A 16,433-nucleotide genomic window follows, 5' to 3' on the forward strand; every position below is an offset into this window, starting at 1 on the left:
GGTGTCAGTGTCTCCAATCCTTTGTCGCCGCTAAGAGCCACTTCCGGAATGTCCTTATCTTTTGCGAGTGCCGGTGGCTCTCGGGATAGACGAGCCAATAGCCGGAGCCATCCTGACAGGTGAGCTCGAACGGTTGTATCAACCGACCGCTTGAGAGTTCTTCCCTAAAAAACGCGGGCGTCAGCATGGCCACGCCCTTGCCTGCAATCGCGGCATTGGCTTCCAGGATCTGCGGCCCAAAATGCTGCCGGGCATCGTTCGACATGTCAGCATCATCCAACCCGGCAGCTGACAGCCAATGGGCCCACCAGGGGTCTGACCGGGAAAGGATCGGAAGGCGCAACAGATCCTTGGGCGTGCGGACGCCTCCGATACTGTCTGCCAGGTCTCGACTTAGCATTGGGGTGTAGCGGTTTGGGATGAGCAGGTGGCTGGACAGACCACGCCAATCACCTCTGCCGCCACGAATGCCGACGTCAAAACCGCTTGACGATAAATCCGTAAGTGTCTCGCTGACTTCGACACGAACCGCGATATTGGGATTCTCCATTTGGAAGCTTCCAAGGTGCTGGGCCAGAAAGTTGGTTGCGAAGGTTGGTATGACGCTGATCGCCAATGTCTCCTGGGACGTCCCTTTTGCTTCGGCGAAGCCGTCGCTCAGAATATTCAATGCCTCGGTCGCCCTTGCGGCGAATCCTGCCCCGATCTCCGAGAGTGATACACCCCGCGCCTCGCGAACAAAGAGCGGTGCTCCGACCCGTTCCTCTAATACTTTGATCTGATAACTCACAGCGGCCTGCGTCATTCCCAACTTGTCCGCTGCGAGCGTGAAGTTCTTGCAGCGCGCGGCTTCTTCAAAAACCCGGATCGCTGACAAAGGGGGAAGGGCTTTCCGTGATACCATAGAACTGCCTTATGCCATGAGCGTGCGTTTGATTGGATACGCTGTTGTTTGTCCGAAATACCTTCCTTCACCCATCAGTTCAACAAATATGAGGGTGATATGAAACCCAGTTCTATTGCCAAAGGCTTACTACGAACGGTGAAGGCCGTTTCCATTCCTCGGCTCAAAATGCGACCACAGGCAGAGGACATTCGCCATTGGTCGCGACACATGAAAAAGGACATTGGTATGGACTACCCCGCCCCACCGGATCGTACAAATTATCCGATGTAACCAAGGTGCTTGATGCCACGAAAACTAAGAAAGTCAGCAGACAAGTGAATGTAGAAATAAAATCCGCCAAACAGTTCAGTGATGAGGAATTGTGCCAGGCAACGAACGCGGCGTTCTCAGACTATGCTGTGCCGATGCAACTTTCGCAGAGCGCTTTCTCGTTCATGATGCGGCAGCGCGGACTGGACCGCGCATCCTCTCATGTTGCCATAGTGGACGGTAAAATTGTGGCGGTGTGGCTTGTGGCGTTGCGCGCTGGCAATGCCTATCTGATTGCCAGCGGGACCGGCCCCAGCTTCCGGCGCAGCGGGCTTGCCCGGTTTTTGGCAACGGAAAACACTGCGCACTTGAGACGGCTTTCGGTCAGGCGTTTTCAAACCGAGGTCCTTTGCGACAACAAGCACGCATTTGATCTGTACGCATCTCTGGGGATGGCCGTTGCGCGGACCCTGGATTGCTATGAATTGTCCGCAGCGGCAGCCGCTGACGCCACATCATCGGCTTGTAGCCTGCCTTGGGCAGATATTCGCGCTGCTATGGACGCAATGAAGGAAACTGAGCCCTCTTGGCAGAACAGCGCCTCCGCAATTGAGGCGGTCGAAAACGAGGTCGAATGTTGGACCATCTCCGATGCGCTCGGCCTTGCAGCGTACGTTGTCTTGATTCCGCGGACCGCAACTTTGGCCCAGATTGGCGTTCGCGCGGACCGTCGCCGAACCGGGCTAGGCAGTATGCTGATCAACCGCTGCCGCCAGAACGGGTCTTTGCGTGTCTTGAATGTTGACAGCGGCTCGGATGCCATGCGTGCATTCCTTGCGCGACTTGGAGCACGATCTACGGTCAGCCAATTCGAGATGTCCATGGATTTGGTGGGGTAGAGCAGTGAAGACGAAAACGAATGAATATTTTCGCCCAATAACCAAGACTGTGCTGTCAGACGAGTGGGGCGTCCTGACGAAGCAAGAATTCGAGCTACGGCGGCGCAGCGGTGAGTAGTAACAACAAACCCGCGAGGTTTATGATCGCGGAAACGGCGCGACCTGCCTTGTCTACGATCCGGACAAGAACTGTGTTCTTCTCACCCGTCAGTTCCGATTGCCCGCATTCCTGAATGGCGGGTTCGAGGCTCTGATCGAAACGCCGGCTGGTCTTCTGGATGGGGCACATCCCGAAAAAAGGATGCGCAAGGAACTCATGGAGGAAACCGGCTTTGAGGTCGACAAGCTGACGCATGTGTTTGACGTGTATATGAGCCCCGGATCCGTCACCGAATACCTGGCATTCTTCGAGGGAACATACTCTGCCGCTGACCAAATTGATATCGGCGGAGGTTCATTTGCAGAAGGCGAAGACATCGAAGTGATGCAGGTTCCGCTGCCAGAGGCCATGCCGATGATTGAAGATTGCAGAATTCGGGATGCGAAGACGATCATCCTGATTCAGCGACTTGTAATAGAGCACTCAGGCGTTCGGGGCACTTGGTCCAAACCTAACTCCAGACCAAACCCACGCGGTCAGAAACCGCCTTGTCCGTAGTGCGTGTTCTCCCACCTTGTTGAGGCCAAGACGCTGGAGCGTCGTGCAGTGCCCTTTTCGATGCGCTCAAAGTAATTCAGAGCCGGCATGGCCTTTTCCAGTCGACAAACAAACGGTAATAGAGGACGGCCCACAGCTGACCTTCGGCATGTTGTTAAGATGCTGCAACTGCAGACTACATGGCCGCCATTCGCTACGCTACCAAAATCCGTGATTGGTCGAACTCACAGTATGCGGACTTTGCTGCCGTTGCTCCTGTTGAAACGAACGGCTGCATCGTACGCTTTGCGGCCGCCGCGAAAAAACGCAAGGGCGGATGCATATCTGAACGGCAGGTGCCAGCACAGCGCGCCCACGAGCAAAACGCGGACCCCTGTTTGCCCTATTGAATGAGGTATGGGAGCTTGAGCCGTTGTATCTTGCCAGACGGACCCTTGGGGAGTTCTTTCATGAAATGTATGCGATCGGGCGACTTGAACTTGCCTAGACGATCGTTGCAGAGTGCGAGCAGACGCTCTTCAGACAGACCCGAGCCGGCCTTGACTGCGACGGCTGCCTCGACGGTTTCCCCGTAGCTCTTGCAGGGGCGCGCGAAGGCCGCGGCCTCGATAATGTCTGGCTCTGAGTAGAGAACTTCATCAATTTCGCGCGGTGCGATGTTTTCTCCGCCCTTGATGATGAGTTCCTTTAAGCGGCCTGTCACAAACACATAGCCGTCCTCGTCAATGTGCCCCAGATCGCCAGTTCGGAGCCATTCCCCTGCAAAGGTCTTTACGGTGGCCTCAGGATTGAACAGGTATTCCTTCATCACGTTTGGTCCGCGAATGGCAATCTCGCCTTCTTGCAAAGGCGCGGCATCTGTCAGATCACTGTTCAGGATCCGAACCTCATTCCCAACGGCTACCCCTGGAGAGCCGATCTTGCGCGTGCCCGGCGGAAGGGGATTCGAGAGGATCTGCGCCGCCGTCTCTGTCAGTCCCATCGTCTCGATGATCGGCACGCCAAAGCGTTCTTCAAAGGCTGACTGCGTTTCGACTGCCAATGCAGATGAGGCCGAACGCCCAAATCGCAGGCGGGTCTTCACCGCATCAGATGGTTCAGAGGTGCTGTGCAAGAGATGGCTGATGATCGTGGGTACCACAGAAAACCACGTCACTTCTGTTTCGGCAGCTTGCTCCCAAAAGCGGCTGGCCGAAAACTTGGATGTCATCGCAAGGGACCCACCCGAGACGAGCGACCCCATCAATGTCACACACAGCCCGTTAATGTGGTAGATTGGCAGCACGCAAAAGCCGCGGTCTTCGGAAGTGAGCTTGTGCGCCACTGCAGTCGTCCAACCACCGGCCAAGAGGCTTGCATGAGTATGGACAACGCCTTTTGGTCGGCCCGTGGTGCCGGACGTATACATCAGTAAGGCATGTTGATCCGGTGGGAAAGGCACCACATCGCCTTTGTTAACCAGCATCTCAGGGGTCAAAATCTGCAGATGTGACGGTGCAACAGCCGCAATAACATCCTGCTTACTGTTGTGGACGAAAGCGTAGCGGGCCTGACTGTGATCCAGTGCATAGCCAATGGCATCTGGACCGGCCGCAAGGTTGATCATCGTTGCCCGAAATCCGCCGACAAGCGCACCATAGAGCGCGATAACGCCGTCCTTTCCATTAGGGTGCACGATCGCGACGCTCTCGCCCGATTTGCCCCCCAACCCAACCAAACCCTCTGCGAGGTCTTGTGCTGCGTCTCTGAGATAAGACCAAGTTAGCGTTTCTTTTGTCTCCGGGAAGACAACAGCAACACCGCCTGCTTGCGCGCGCGCTTCAAGCCAGTCTCTTACGGTGCCGGTTGGTGGGAATTGTGGGTCGAAGATCACTTGCCGGCCTCCTCCCAATAAGCCCCGAAAACGTCTTCTAAACTGGGCTCATTGGCTGAAATCTCGCGGACGATCTTCGTGGTTTGCATGAAATGCCGCCAATGCAGGTTGGTATCAATGGAGTTGCCGCCCCACGAACCGCAACCCATTGACAAGGAAAACGGCATGCCATTGGTGAATGACCCGCCAGTTGCAAATGTGTGCGCCTGATTGACGATCACCCGGCTTGTCGGAATGGCTTGGGCCAAGGCCATTGGCCGATCATCAGTTGTGGTGTGGATGCCAACCGAATGGCCCGCCCCTTGGTACAACTCGATTTCACGCGTGATGTGCACGGCATCGTCGAAGTCTTTGGCACGATACACTGACAGAACCCGGCTCAGTTTCTCGCCCGAGAGAGGATGGTCCTGGCCGATCCCTTTGGTCTCAACGGCGAGGTAGGACGTGCCCTCTGGCACCTGACCAGTCAGGCCGAGTGCCGCAATCATTTTTTCTGCATCCTGTGCGATGACTTGCGGGTTAAGGTGACCTTTCACCCAAAGTTTGCTTGTCACCTTGGTCTCATCGGTAATCAGTGCCCCCCCGGTCTTCGCCATTTCAGCGACGAAGGCGTCATAGACCGCATCAACGACAACCACCGCGTTCTCGGATGAACATGAGGTCGCATTATCGAAGGTTTTTGAGGCTTTGATTTTTTCAGCGGCAGCGGTCAAATCGGCGGTCTCGTCAACAATGACAGCGACGTTGCCTGCTCCGACCGCCAAAGCCGGCGTGCCGGATGTGTAGGCGCGTTTCACGTTGTTCTGGCTGCCGGTGACGACGATCAGGTCTGAAACTTCGAGCAGGCGTTGTGTTTTCTCTTTGGAGCCGCGACCGGGGATCATCTGCACCAAATCACGATCTATGCCGAGTTTGTCGAATTCGGCATAGATATACCCGATCAGCGCTTCGCAGGTCGGGACACCTTTGGGCGATGGCGATACCACAATCGCATTCCCGCACTTCAGCGCATTGATGATGTTGTTGGCGGGTGTGGCGCCGGGGTTGGTCGAAGGCACCACTGCACCGATCACACCAATAGGACGCGCGATTTCGGTGATGCCTGTTGCGGGATCATCTTTGACGACCCCAAAAGTCTGGGCGTCCTTGATGTCGCGCATCAGGCCGAGTGTCTTGCGGTGGTTCTTGGTGATCTTGTCTGGGACATTGCCAAGGCCGGTCGTCTCAACAGCCAATTCTGCGAGGTGCCGGTTGCGGCCGGGCTCCATGATCGCCCATGCAACAGCTTGCGCGGCGCGGTCATATGCCTTTTGTGAGCCATGCTTTTCAAATGCCGCCTGAGCGACACGTGCACGTGCAACAATTGCTTCGACCTCTAGAATAGGATCGTCGACCATCGGTGTGTCCTTGAAAAAGGTGGAGGTGGAGTGCCCGCAAGATGCGAGCACTCCCGGATTTGATTAAAGACCTGCGAGCAGTTCTTCGAGTGTTTCCTGACGCGCAGCCCACATTGCAAGCACTTCGTCACGGGTCATGACGTGCATCGGGGAACCGCCTGCTTCCATGCGGCTTTGCACGCGGCCATTCTCGAACATCGTCGGCACGATTGCTGCCAGATGATCAATCACAGCTTGTGGCGTGCCTTTCGGCACCATGACACCGCGGAAGTTGACTGATGCATTGTCGATGTCGTAGCCCTGCTCAATCATGGTCGGTACGTCCGGAAGGAAGGCATTCCGCTCAAGATCGAAGACGCCCAGGATCTTGACGTTACCGGCCGCCTGCGCGCGGAACGCGTCAGACAAGTTGTTTACGCCGCCCAGAACTTCACCAGCGATCACAGCACGCATCGCACCGGCGCCACCAGCGTTGTTCGGGATATAGGCCAGTTCCACGCCAGCAGCCTTTTCGAGCTGAAGGGCCGCGATGTGGTGACCCACGAAGAGGCCAGCTCCCGAGAATGTCAGGCCACCAGGGTTGGCTTTGGCGTAGTCAATAACGTCCGCCATGGAATTGAATTCACTATCAGCCCCGACAACAAAGACAGCAGGGTCAGCGCCCCAGTTGGCAATCGGTTCAAAGTCTTCGGTAGAGTAGCTCACTCCTCCTTCAATTGATTGCGCAATGAAATGCGGAATGTTGTAGGCGGCAAGCGTATAACCATCGTTGTCAGCCTCGGTCGCAAACCAGTTCCAGCCCACGCGGCCGCCGGCACCCGGACGGTTCACGATGGCAATCGGCATGCCCAATGCATCCTCGTTGCCCGCTGTCATCGTCACGATGCGCGCCTGAAAGTCGGTCGCACCACCTGCGCCGTAGCTGACCATCATCATGATTGGTCTTTCAGGATAATCGCCATGCCCGTCAGCGTAGGCGCCTCCTGCCATCGTCGCCAAAGCCACAGCGGCCCCTGCAATCCATTTTTTCATAGTATCCTCCCTAGGGTTTGATCTGCCGCCATTGCGGTTCAGAAAAAGACTTCACGTGGTGTGAAGACATTGAGTAGCTGGGCAAAAAGCCCATACATCACCAGCATAAAGCCAGCGGTGATCGCGATCCGTTTTGCCCAAGTCTTGACGTCGTTGTGTGGTGCCGGGTCATAGGGCGAAAGCATGATAAAGAAGGCGATAGTCGTGGCCGTATAGAAGCCCAAGGATTTGGCGGCCCAGAAGATATACACCACCATCACAATAAGGCCGGGCAGCATGTTGCGCATGGCCTCACCGCTGATGCCATTGCCGACCTTGGTGCGACCCAGGACAGCTTTGCCAAAGGTCCAGATCGCCAGGACCGCAAAAACGGATGAGATCAGACGTGGAAAGATGAAAGCATCCGCCGGTTCCTGCGTAAAGCTGATGTAGGCGATTGTCACGCCAATAGCAGCGATGATACCCGAAGCGACGATATGCTGACTGCGGGGCAAATCGGTCATGACAGCGCCTCCTCCTTTGCCACGGCGTCATCCTTGGTGGTGTAGCGACGCTGGGCGACCTCCATCCAGACCGAGTAGCTGACAGAGGCCAGAACGATCAGGATCAGGAACCAGTTGAGCCAGCCAGTAAAGAAATAGGCGCCCGTGCCAACAGTCGCATTGGCGATCATGGAACCTTGGATAAAGTTCGCCTCGGCAATCGGTCCCAGGATTAGCCCTAGGACAAGTGGCGCTGCCGAGAAGCCAAGCCGCTCGAGGAAATACATGCCCAGACCAAGGCTCGCCATGACATAGACATCGCCCATCGAGTTCTGAACGGAGTAGCTGCCGAACACGGCCAACCCAAGAACGATCGCAGCCATGACAGCATGTGGGACACGGGCGACACTCGCGGCAAGGCCAGCAATATAGAGGCCAAAGATGCACATCAGGATTTGCCCAATCAGCATGGAGTCAATGAAGGTCCACGCAACTTGAGGGTAATTCATGAACAGATCAGGACCGGGGAAGATCCCGTGAATAAGCAGGCCGCCTAACAAGACCGCTGCAGTCGGTGATCCGGGAATAGACAGCGTTAAAAGTGGCACCAGCGAGGGGCCAACCATCGCGTTGTTGGCGCTTTCCGCCGCAATCACGCCTTCGCTATGGCCGGTGCCAAACTTCTCGCTTTCCTTGCTGAACTTCTTGGATTGGTCATAGGCTACAAGCCCGGCGATCTGCCCGCCAACGCCCGGGATCAATCCGATGATTGACCCCGTAATGGTCCCGATTGTAAGCGCCGTTTTCCGCCGGATCACCTCGACAAAGGCCAGGCGGATCGGGTGGCGTTTGACGGTGATCACCTCTGCGCCAGAACTGGTGCGGCCCTTGGTCAACATCGTGATGACCTGCGGAATGGCGAAGAGACCAATCAAGGCGGGAATGACATTTATCCCACCGCTGACGGCGGGGTGGAAGATAAAGCGCTGAGCGCCCATGATGTCGTCAAAGCCAATTGTGGCCAACCACAGGCCAATGCAGCCGGACAAAAGCCCCTTCACCACAGAACTTGAATCGAGCGTCCCGATGACCGTGACGCCAAGAATGGCGAGCCAGAACAGATGCGATGGACCAAATGCCAGGGCCCATTGCGCCAGAACCGGTGTTAGGAAGATCAACAGGAAAACTCCGAACAGGCCACCTACGGCAGAGGCCAAAAAGGACAATTGCAGGGCCTTCGCCCCTTCGCCTTTCGTTGCCATCGTGTGCCCGTCAAGCGTTGTGGCGATGTTCGCTGGCGCCCCGGGGATCTTAAGAAGGATTGCGCTTACCGCACCGCCCGCAACCGTTGAGGTGTAAGCGGCACCCAGCAGGATCAAACCCTGCTGCGGCTCCAGCTGAAAGGTGAAGGGAATGAGAAGCGCAACGGCCATCGTCGGCGACAGCCCTGGCGTGGCGCCCAGAATGAGCCCACCAATGGTACCGAGCAACAACAACCCGAAATTGATCGGGGTGAACACATCGCCCATGTAAAACAGAAAGTCCATCGCGCCCAAATCCTCCCAAAGTCAGGCTTGACCACTCACGCTAATCGATGAAAATAGTTTTGCAAATGTTTTCATAAACTTCCCGGATTCTGCATTTATATGTCTGATAAAAATGAGAAAAAAGCGGACATAACGACTGTGGCAAAGGCTGCAAGGGTGTCCGCCTCGACGGTCTCGCGGTATTTCAACCACCCAGAATTGCTTAAGCCAGCAACCCGCAAACGTATCGATTCCGCTGTCCGCAGAACCGGATACATCCGCAATCGCGCTGCCCAGACGATCCACGGTATTCGGTCAGGCACCATCGGGGTTCTTGTACCGACATTGGATCACGCGATCTTTGCCGAAGTCGTGCAGGCGTTTTCAGACACGGTCGACAAGCTGGGCTTTACAATCCTTTTGGCGTCCCATGGCTACGACCTGCAACGTGAGTACGCGATCCTGCGCAAATTCCTTGAACATCGGGTCGACGGCGTCGTCCTGACTGGGCTTGATCATGATGAGGCCGTGTTCCAGCTGCTCGAACAGCAGCGGATCCCCAGTATTTCCATGTGGAACTACGCGCCCGATGCAGCGTTTCCCTGCATCGGTGCCGACAATGAACTGGCGGGCAGGATGATTGCTGAACACATCCTCTCGCTCGGCCACACGAAGGTCGCTTGCATGTTCCCGCCCACGGAAGGCAATGACCGTGCCCTGGCACGGCGCGAGGTCGTGTTGGAGACCTTGTCTCAGGCAAATGTCACGGTGCCCGACGCGTGGAGCCTGACTACGGTCTACAGCATATCTGCCTCAAAGCGGGACACGCAGGAGCTGCTTTCGCAGACTGATCGCCCCACAGCGCTGATCTGTGGAAATGACATTCTCGCAACCGGAGCGCTTTACGGTGCAAAAGCTGCAGGCTTGCGCGTGCCTGATGACATATCGGTTGTCGGCATCGGCGACTTCAAAGGGAGCGCTGATATCGAACCCGGCCTGACGACTGTCAGACTGCCTGCCAAAAGAATTGGTCAGGAAGCAGGTGAGGTTTTGGCAAAAGCGATTGTGGATCAGACGCCATTGATTGGGTGCAGCCGGCATTGTGAGCCGAAGCTGATGGAGCGCAGCTCGACCAAAGCAGTGTCATACTGAATTTAGCACGTCAGTTCCGCAAAACGCGTTGGCCACGGCGAAGCGCAAACTGGATGTCGAAGACTGTAGGGCGTCGGTCGACGAGCACATGAATGTCCACCATGTGGCAAGCGATTGTAGCGATGCACCGTCGGTTCGCGTAATCGCTTTGGATTGCTTTCAAGACCCAACATGTCAGCAATCTGCGCTTCACAGTCACTCAACCAATGTGCAGCATTTTGCACTTTGGGCTCTAGGCAGTCGTTAGGGACATCGCAGCATCTCGCCATAAACCCAATGCCCGCCCTTCCGAAGCGGCCCTTTCCGGCCCTTCTCCTTGACAAGCCACCGCTGCAGTGCGGCCCGTCATTCCGGACTTTCGCTGCAAATGCAAAATTAAACCGACAGTGAACTGGTCGTATGTGGAGGGAGCTGCCGTTGCGGGTTATCTGGCGAATGCCCTCTCTCGGTTATTGGCGCGAGATTGACTTCAACCCGAGTAGCAACGCTGCGCCAATCATAAAGCCACCGCCGATCCGTTCGATCCAGACCCGTGCGCTGCCCTTGAACCGTTTGACAATCCAACTCGACCCGAGGCCATAGGCAGACAGGAAGAGCCCGTCCATGACGATGTAAGTTGCGGACAATATCAGAAACTGAGGCCAGAAAGCGGCGTCGCTCGTGATGAATTGTGGGAAGAGCGCCGCGAAGAAAACAACGGCCTTAGGGTTCGCAGCGGACGTCAGGAAGCCTTGGAGCCATAGGGTTCGCAGCGAAGCTCTCTTCTGTTCAGAAAGCTCGGCTGTTTCATCCGGTCTGGCGCGTCGGATCATGCGGATACCCAACCAGATCAGATACGCAACCCCTGCCCACTTGATAACAGTCAGGGCTGTCGCAGAGGCCGCGATAATCGCGGCTAGCCCCAGACCCGCCGCCAGCATCTGCAAGGCGTTTGCTGAAAGGTCGCCTGCGGCGGTCGACAACGAACGTTGGAAACCATGAACGCCGCTGTTGGTAAGCATCAACAACTGGCTTGGTCCAGGCGTGCTCATCAAAGCCAGAACTGTCAAAACATACAAAGTCCAAGTTTCAATTGGCATACGCTGGTCTCCTTTTCCTAAGCCGGCTCAGGTTGCGTCCTTCGGTTCTGAACTGCCCTGCGCAGCGCCATTGTCGCTTCTATCGCAGCCAAAACGCACACCACAACCAGAAGAGTTGCGATGCCTTGTTCAACGATCATCCAGCCTGCCAAAAGCGGGAAGCCAAAGATGCCCACGAAATAGGTCAACGCAAATAGTTGCAGTGTCTGCGGAACCAGGGCGCTTTCAGCGTCGTTTGCGGCCATGGCTGTGAGGATCGGATAGGACGCGCCATATCCGATGCCGAACAGTGCCGCCACAAGCCAATAGCTAACTTCGCTATTGCCAGAGAAGATAAACAGCAAAACGCTGCCTGCCATGACATATTGGAGCGCAGCGATTGTCAGGTAAGGATTGGCCCCACCTTTGAAGCGCGCCAGGGCAATTCGGCAGATCACGACGGTGATTGTGTAGATTAGGAAGAAGGCGGCGTAGTCCAGCCCCCGCGCATCCGCGAAGACGGTCTGAAAATTGCTCATCCCTGCAAAAACACTTGCCCCGATGAAGACCATGATCACAGGCAAAACTGCTCTTGAGCGAAGAATGCGGCGCACATTTGAAGGGTTCAGCCGTGAGCTTGCTTCGGGGCCCGGATTGACGGCGTGACGGCCCACTGGAGCGACCAAAATGAAGAACAACACAGCGCTGATGAGCGACAAGATCGCGACAATCATGAACGAATGGGTAATCAGACCGCCCGATTTCTCAATTTGTGCGGCCATGACCGGCGAAAGCCCAAACCCTGCCATCAAGACGACCGAATTGATTGCGAAATAGCGGACACGCTCTTCCGATTTGGCCAGCCGGGTCAGGACCACCGGAACCAACGCATAAGTCAGACCCCAACCTGCACCCAACAATAGACTTGCGGCGATTGGCAAAGCACCCATGGATGTCGCAGCACTGAACAGAGCCATTGACGCAGCAATGGACAAACAGGCGACGGCCAATGTCATCACGCGACCAAACCAGTCAGATAAATGGCCCGCATAGTAGACGGTTATCAACGTGGAAATCGTCGCGACGGTCAGCGTGACGCCAACGGCTTTTTCATCCGCGCCAAACCGGTCAAACAGCCGCGGTAGCAAAAAGGTCAATCCATATGCGCCTGCTTGGAGAAACACGGCGAGGAAAAAGACGAAAAAAGTAGATATCCGGGACAAGGGCCACTCGCTTCAATGAGTACGATTGTTCCGATCTCACTAAGCGGCCAATCGCGGCAACGCAACAAAATGGGCGGTATGGGCTCAACAACCGGCCTCGGAGGCAACGCAGCATCGGTTGAAACCTAGCCCTTATACCCCTCGTGAACGGCCCAAAGCCGACCTCCATCGGTGATTGGTGATGCTGCATCGCGGCCCGTCGAACCCGATGGGGTGGATAGCTCCTGCTCCAACCGGCGTCGCAATGCGCCATACTGCAGTTGTGTATCACTGCTAGGAAAGGAGCTACCCAATGCAAGTTACAACAGTCGGCATCGATCTGGCCAAGCATGTTTTTCAAGTCCATGGGATCACTGCGGATGGCACCGTCGTTTTCAATCGAGCGATCCGGCGCGCCCAGCTTGTCGCCTTCTTTGATGAACTCGAGCCATGTTTGGTGGGGATGGAAGCATGCGGGTCCAGTCATCATTGGACACGAGAACTCTCAAAGCTGGGCCATGATGTTCGGCTGATCCCGGCCAACTACGTGAAGCCTTATGTGAAACGCGGCAAATCTGACGCGGTTGATGCTGAGGCGGTTTGCGAGGCAGTGACGCGCCCAACAATGCGGTTTGTAGCGCCGAAATCGGAAGCGCAGCAAGCGGTCCTATTCCTCCATCGTGCTCGCGATCTGATAGTCCGCCAACGGACACAGCTCAGCAATATGTTACGCAGCCTGCTGGTCGAGTTTGGCATTATCATAGCGCAGGGTACAGGAAGTGCCGTGAAGTATGCCAAGAGCCTGCTGGATGGAGACAAACCAGACCTGCCTGAAATTGCGATGGATGTTCTCAAGCAGCTGAGTCATCAACTCGTTGCCATGCATCTCCGCCTCCGTTGGTACGAGGTGCGCATGCGCCTGCATTCGAAACTGGACAAGCGCGTGATGTTGCTGCGCACGATCCCAGGAGTTGGACCCGTGACAGCATCGGCAATTGTTGCAACCGTCGGTGACGCGAAGCAGTTCAAGAACGGCAGACAGTTTGCAGCCTGGCTTGGTCTGACGCCGCTCAACCGATCCAGTGGTGGTAAGGAACGATTGGGGCGGATCACGAAGATGGGCGACCGATATATCCGGCGCCTCTTGGTGACCGGTATGACGGCGCGATTGCGGCAAATGAAGGTGAACCCCGACCGTGTCGATCCATGGGCCATAGACCTGCTCACCCGCAAGCCTCCCCGTTTGGCGACAATTACCATGGCCAATAAGACGGCGCGGATCGTCTGGGCTGTGCTGACCAAGAGCGAATACTACCGTCCCCACACGATCTGAGAGAACAAGAAGGGAATACTCGAGACAGCAAGACCCTTGAAATGATGGAGTACAGTCAGCCCGCCAGCCAAGACACCCCGTCGAACGGCAAGGACACTAGTTGTCCGCAATACCCGTATGGGACTTGGTCGCGGAAACCATCAAGGCCAGCAGCCGCGTGTGCTGCGCAAACAGGCCGGACACACGTCTGCTTCTGACCAGTGCGAAATTACTTTCAAAAATGTCTTGCTATGCGGGAGCTATCCACACATGCCGTTCGCCGCGGGCGCAAAATCGATCCGATTGTGAACTCACAGTCTGCGGGACAAACCCGCCTTTTGCCGCGGCCTCACCAATGGCTGCTCTTAGCTCTCCCGATATTCGACGAAGCTGTCGCCGTTCAAAATGAGTTTCCTTCCTGGCAAAGAGTCAAAAAACTCAATTAATCTGGCGCGTGCTTCTATATCTCGGCCCTTGAAATGGCGCGATCTCATTTTTGTTTTGTACCCTTTCTGGTCACCGTAATCCTCCATGATTTCCTCGTGAAACGGCCCTAGATCATCATAAACCCACCAGCCCGCCCAAAGGTCCTGCGTGCCTTTGGCAGCAGCTTCGGTACGACTCTTCAACGTTTCGATGTCCAGATCGGTATATATCGTGTACTCAATTGCCATCACAGCCTCCCAATGGTTCCGTTACGGCGAACGATAATCACATCGCCAAGCCCTTCAATGGGCCAGTTCTCAAACTGCTGTCTAAGGGCGTCTTCATCTACATTGCTATCATAAAGGCCGATGACGATGTTTGCAGTCTGGCCCTCATCAATTTTGTCTTTGACTTCTGACCAGATGTTTCGCGCGCGGTCCGTCGACGGCGCGTAGTGATCGTAAATCTCTCCGTTGATCAAATAATCAGGGTTTTTTGGCCCGTCGACCGCCGGGTTCTGAATGATGTCAAAGCCATTTTGCCCCAAAATCTGGGCAGACTCATTTTCTCGCTGATGCCCGCGTTGTGTCGCCTCATCTGAATTGGGATTGATTGGTGTCGGATCACCTGGCCTGACCGCAACAATGTTCGGCCCTGTTTCCGCAGGGATCGGAGTAGAGATGATGTTGTCGGCCGGATCATCAGGGATCGGCGATCCGGTGTGATTAGGCAAACCAAGCTCTTCAATCGGGTACGTTTCAAGCCATTGTTCGATCCGTTCCGGAGTGAAGCCTGGCAGTTGCCCTAAGCGGCGTTCATCTTCCGTCAGTTCGGGGAACACCTCGACCCAGCCTTGTGCTAATTCGCCTTCCTGAAGCCTTAATTCACCTTGCGCAAATGCTTCGCCAGCGGCTTCAATAAAATCCTGTAAATCGAGCTGCTTAGCGGGGTCGCCGCCAATGCCTGTTTCCAGAATGGTGCCGGGATTCATCAACTCGTAAATCGCTGTGGCCTCTGCGCCGATACGCGCAAATTCGGGGTTCTTGGGTAAGACTGGATAACCGCCGCTACTGATTCCTTCTTGCACGAGGGCATATGCGGTTGCAGCCAGGCGGCCTTCGACAGTTGCCACATCGACCCCGAGTTGCGCCCCTGCCGCATCTACACGCCGATCACGCATAGCTTCTGTCCAGTCTTGCAAGGCATCAGATGCAAGAAGCGCAGCGCCAACGCCAGTCAGAGCGCGCAAGCCGCGTATCGCATCAGTTGGGTCGAGAGCAGGGACACCATTTGCAGCGGGTGCAAAATCAGCAAGCACCACATTGCTCTGTACTCCCGGCAAAACAGGTTCGGCATAGCACCGACAATTATGTGCCTCGCCCGGATGGCCGCCTTCTGGGGGATTGTCCCATCGGAAAACACGGTCATCATATGCAGCGTGGTTATCACGTACCTTGGCATCATCTTGCGAGCGCCAGATATATTGCTCAATCCCGAGGTTTTCCTGCCGGAGCTGGTTGATTAGTCCTGCAAATGCCCGCACGAGACGTTCTTCCATTGCTGTTCGCAATGGCCGAAATCGTTGCGGATGATTTTGGTATTCGTTGAAAATACTCTCTAGACGTGCATCCCACGCGCTAAGTGCTTCTGCCTTTGCGTCTGACACGTCCCTCAGATCGGATGCGGACACAGTTGGTACTGTGTCAGGCGATGTGAGGGCGTTCAGAAGCGTCCGAGTGTTTTCGGAAATCACCTGGTCGAGACGTTCGTTCAAATCGGCTCGTAAAGCAGAGTAGTTTGGGAAACTCGATTTGAGCGATAGCCCCCCGCAGCGACCAACGATGCGGCCGTCGCGCCGAGCGAGCACATATTGGCCGTCGCCGCCATGTCTGAGGAAATCGCTGAAACTGTGTTGCATGGAGCCTCCGAGCAGGTGCGGTACAGGTTCTATTCACCAATGGTGAAGAAAACCTAAGATCACCGTTCGCAACGCTCTTGAGGAAAGCGAATCTCCACGCTCGCGTCATTAAACAGACATTCATGCGGTCCGCAGCATCCGTCGTTTCGGGCTCCGAGCCGCCATGCGGCGTTGCAGAGAATTTCCCTGTTTCAGCTCAAATCGAATGTCGGCTTCCACTGAACTCCCCTGACCAACTCGCGGTTGCAGAGAATGACTGGTTTCCGCCCTTTCCTTCGACACCCCCCCCTATAACTTTCGCGCGAAAAAATCTGGTTACCCCCGCCGGTCCCTTGGCTTAAA

Annotated in this window: 13 protein-coding genes and 1 pseudogene; 4 read left to right on the plus strand and 10 right to left on the minus strand. The window is 55.7% G+C overall.

The window, feature by feature from the left end; translation table 11 throughout:
• Positions 1 to 4: 4 nt before the first annotated feature.
• Complete coding sequence (locus tag ACR0KG_RS15920; RefSeq protein WP_480827818.1) at positions 5 to 877, minus strand: LysR substrate-binding domain-containing protein; 873 nt, start codon at positions 875 to 877, stop codon at positions 5 to 7.
• Positions 878 to 1,311: 434 nt separating this feature from the next.
• Here ACR0KG_RS15920 and ACR0KG_RS15925 point away from each other — a divergent pair, with 434 nt between their 5' ends.
• Together ACR0KG_RS15925 and ACR0KG_RS15930 are read left to right on the plus strand one after the other, a co-directional pair.
• On the plus strand, positions 1,312 to 2,055 hold the full coding sequence (locus tag ACR0KG_RS15925) for a GNAT family N-acetyltransferase (RefSeq protein WP_480827819.1): 744 nt from the start codon (positions 1,312 to 1,314) through the stop codon (positions 2,053 to 2,055).
• Positions 2,056 to 2,191: 136 nt separating this feature from the next.
• Positions 2,192 to 2,713: pseudogene (locus ACR0KG_RS15930) on the plus strand (NUDIX domain-containing protein); the annotation flags it as partial.
• Between the two features lie 382 nt (positions 2,714 to 3,095).
• Here the strand turns inward: ACR0KG_RS15930 and ACR0KG_RS15935 are convergent.
• From ACR0KG_RS15935 to ACR0KG_RS15955, 5 genes are all read right to left on the minus strand, one after another.
• Complete coding sequence (locus ACR0KG_RS15935; protein ID WP_480827820.1) at positions 3,096 to 4,586, minus strand: AMP-binding protein; 1,491 nt, start codon at positions 4,584 to 4,586, stop codon at positions 3,096 to 3,098.
• Entirely contained in the window at positions 4,583 to 5,983 is a 1,401-nt protein-coding gene (gene sauS / locus ACR0KG_RS15940) for an acylating sulfoacetaldehyde dehydrogenase (RefSeq protein WP_480827821.1), read from the minus strand. Before sauS ends, ACR0KG_RS15935 begins: the two co-directional genes overlap by 4 nt.
• A 63-nt stretch (positions 5,984 to 6,046) precedes the next feature.
• Complete coding sequence (locus ACR0KG_RS15945) at positions 6,047 to 7,015, minus strand: tripartite tricarboxylate transporter substrate binding protein (protein WP_480827822.1); 969 nt, start codon at positions 7,013 to 7,015, stop codon at positions 6,047 to 6,049.
• Positions 7,016 to 7,053: 38 nt separating this feature from the next.
• Positions 7,054 to 7,518: a tripartite tricarboxylate transporter TctB family protein gene (locus ACR0KG_RS15950; protein ID WP_480827823.1), complete on the minus strand. Its 465-nt coding sequence runs from the start codon at positions 7,516 to 7,518 to the stop codon at positions 7,054 to 7,056.
• Positions 7,515 to 9,044, minus strand: coding sequence for a tripartite tricarboxylate transporter permease (locus tag ACR0KG_RS15955; RefSeq protein WP_480827824.1), 1,530 nt, complete (start codon positions 9,042 to 9,044; stop codon positions 7,515 to 7,517). The genes ACR0KG_RS15950 and ACR0KG_RS15955 overlap by 4 nt, the downstream gene beginning before the upstream one ends.
• 99 nt (positions 9,045 to 9,143) lie before the next feature.
• Here ACR0KG_RS15955 and ACR0KG_RS15960 point away from each other — a divergent pair, with 99 nt between their 5' ends.
• A complete protein-coding gene (locus ACR0KG_RS15960; RefSeq protein ID WP_480827825.1) occupies positions 9,144 to 10,175 on the plus strand; it encodes a LacI family DNA-binding transcriptional regulator in 1,032 nt (343 codons plus the stop codon).
• Between the two features lie 449 nt (positions 10,176 to 10,624).
• On the opposite strand, the gene ACR0KG_RS15965 is transcribed toward ACR0KG_RS15960, so the two are convergent.
• On the minus strand, positions 10,625 to 11,254 hold the full coding sequence (locus ACR0KG_RS15965) for a LysE family translocator (RefSeq protein ID WP_480550191.1): 630 nt from the start codon (positions 11,252 to 11,254) through the stop codon (positions 10,625 to 10,627).
• A 17-nt stretch (positions 11,255 to 11,271) separates the two neighbouring features.
• Positions 11,272 to 12,456, minus strand: a complete 1,185-nt coding sequence (locus ACR0KG_RS15970) for an MFS transporter (RefSeq protein WP_480550189.1) — start codon at positions 12,454 to 12,456, stop codon at positions 11,272 to 11,274.
• 292 nt (positions 12,457 to 12,748) lie between these two features.
• On the opposite strand from ACR0KG_RS15970, the gene ACR0KG_RS15975 reads away from it, so the two are divergent.
• Positions 12,749 to 13,768 (plus strand): IS110 family RNA-guided transposase, encoded by a 1,020-nt coding sequence (locus ACR0KG_RS15975; protein WP_480827826.1) that lies wholly within the window; start codon positions 12,749 to 12,751, stop codon positions 13,766 to 13,768.
• Positions 13,769 to 14,112: 344 nt separating this feature from the next.
• On the opposite strand, the gene ACR0KG_RS15980 is transcribed toward ACR0KG_RS15975, so the two are convergent.
• The gene (locus ACR0KG_RS15980; RefSeq protein WP_480545173.1) at positions 14,113 to 14,421 is read right to left on the minus strand and encodes a hypothetical protein; all 309 of its coding nucleotides are present in this window, start codon (positions 14,419 to 14,421) and stop codon (positions 14,113 to 14,115) included.
• A complete protein-coding gene (locus ACR0KG_RS15985; RefSeq protein ID WP_480827827.1) occupies positions 14,421 to 16,091 on the minus strand; it encodes a CdiA C-terminal domain-containing protein in 1,671 nt (556 codons plus the stop codon). The genes ACR0KG_RS15980 and ACR0KG_RS15985 overlap by 1 nt, the downstream gene beginning before the upstream one ends.
• Between the last annotated feature and the right edge of the window lie 342 nt (positions 16,092 to 16,433).

The organism is Ruegeria sp. H4, assembly GCF_056533065.1.

What these genes read in the sequence shown, in the direction of transcription:
- ACR0KG_RS15955 (WP_480827824.1), bottom strand. Translation starts at nt 9,044, where the DNA reads ATGGACTTTCTGTTTTACATGGGCGATGTGTTCACCCCGATCAATTTC.
- ACR0KG_RS15980 (WP_480545173.1), bottom strand. Translation starts at nt 14,421, where the DNA reads ATGGCAATTGAGTACACGATATATACCGATCTGGACATCGAAACGTTG.
- sauS (WP_480827821.1), bottom strand. Translation starts at nt 5,983, where the DNA reads ATGGTCGACGATCCTATTCTAGAGGTCGAAGCAATTGTTGCACGTGCA.
- ACR0KG_RS15945 (WP_480827822.1), bottom strand. Translation starts at nt 7,015, where the DNA reads ATGAAAAAATGGATTGCAGGGGCCGCTGTGGCTTTGGCGACGATGGCA.
- ACR0KG_RS15965 (WP_480550191.1), bottom strand. Translation starts at nt 11,254, where the DNA reads ATGCCAATTGAAACTTGGACTTTGTATGTTTTGACAGTTCTGGCTTTG.
- ACR0KG_RS15950 (WP_480827823.1), bottom strand. Translation starts at nt 7,518, where the DNA reads ATGACCGATTTGCCCCGCAGTCAGCATATCGTCGCTTCGGGTATCATC.
- ACR0KG_RS15925 (WP_480827819.1), top strand. Translation starts at nt 1,312, where the DNA reads ATGCAACTTTCGCAGAGCGCTTTCTCGTTCATGATGCGGCAGCGCGGA.
- ACR0KG_RS15975 (WP_480827826.1), top strand. Translation starts at nt 12,749, where the DNA reads ATGCAAGTTACAACAGTCGGCATCGATCTGGCCAAGCATGTTTTTCAA.
- ACR0KG_RS15985 (WP_480827827.1), bottom strand. Translation starts at nt 16,091, where the DNA reads ATGCAACACAGTTTCAGCGATTTCCTCAGACATGGCGGCGACGGCCAA.
- ACR0KG_RS15960 (WP_480827825.1), top strand. Translation starts at nt 9,144, where the DNA reads ATGTCTGATAAAAATGAGAAAAAAGCGGACATAACGACTGTGGCAAAG.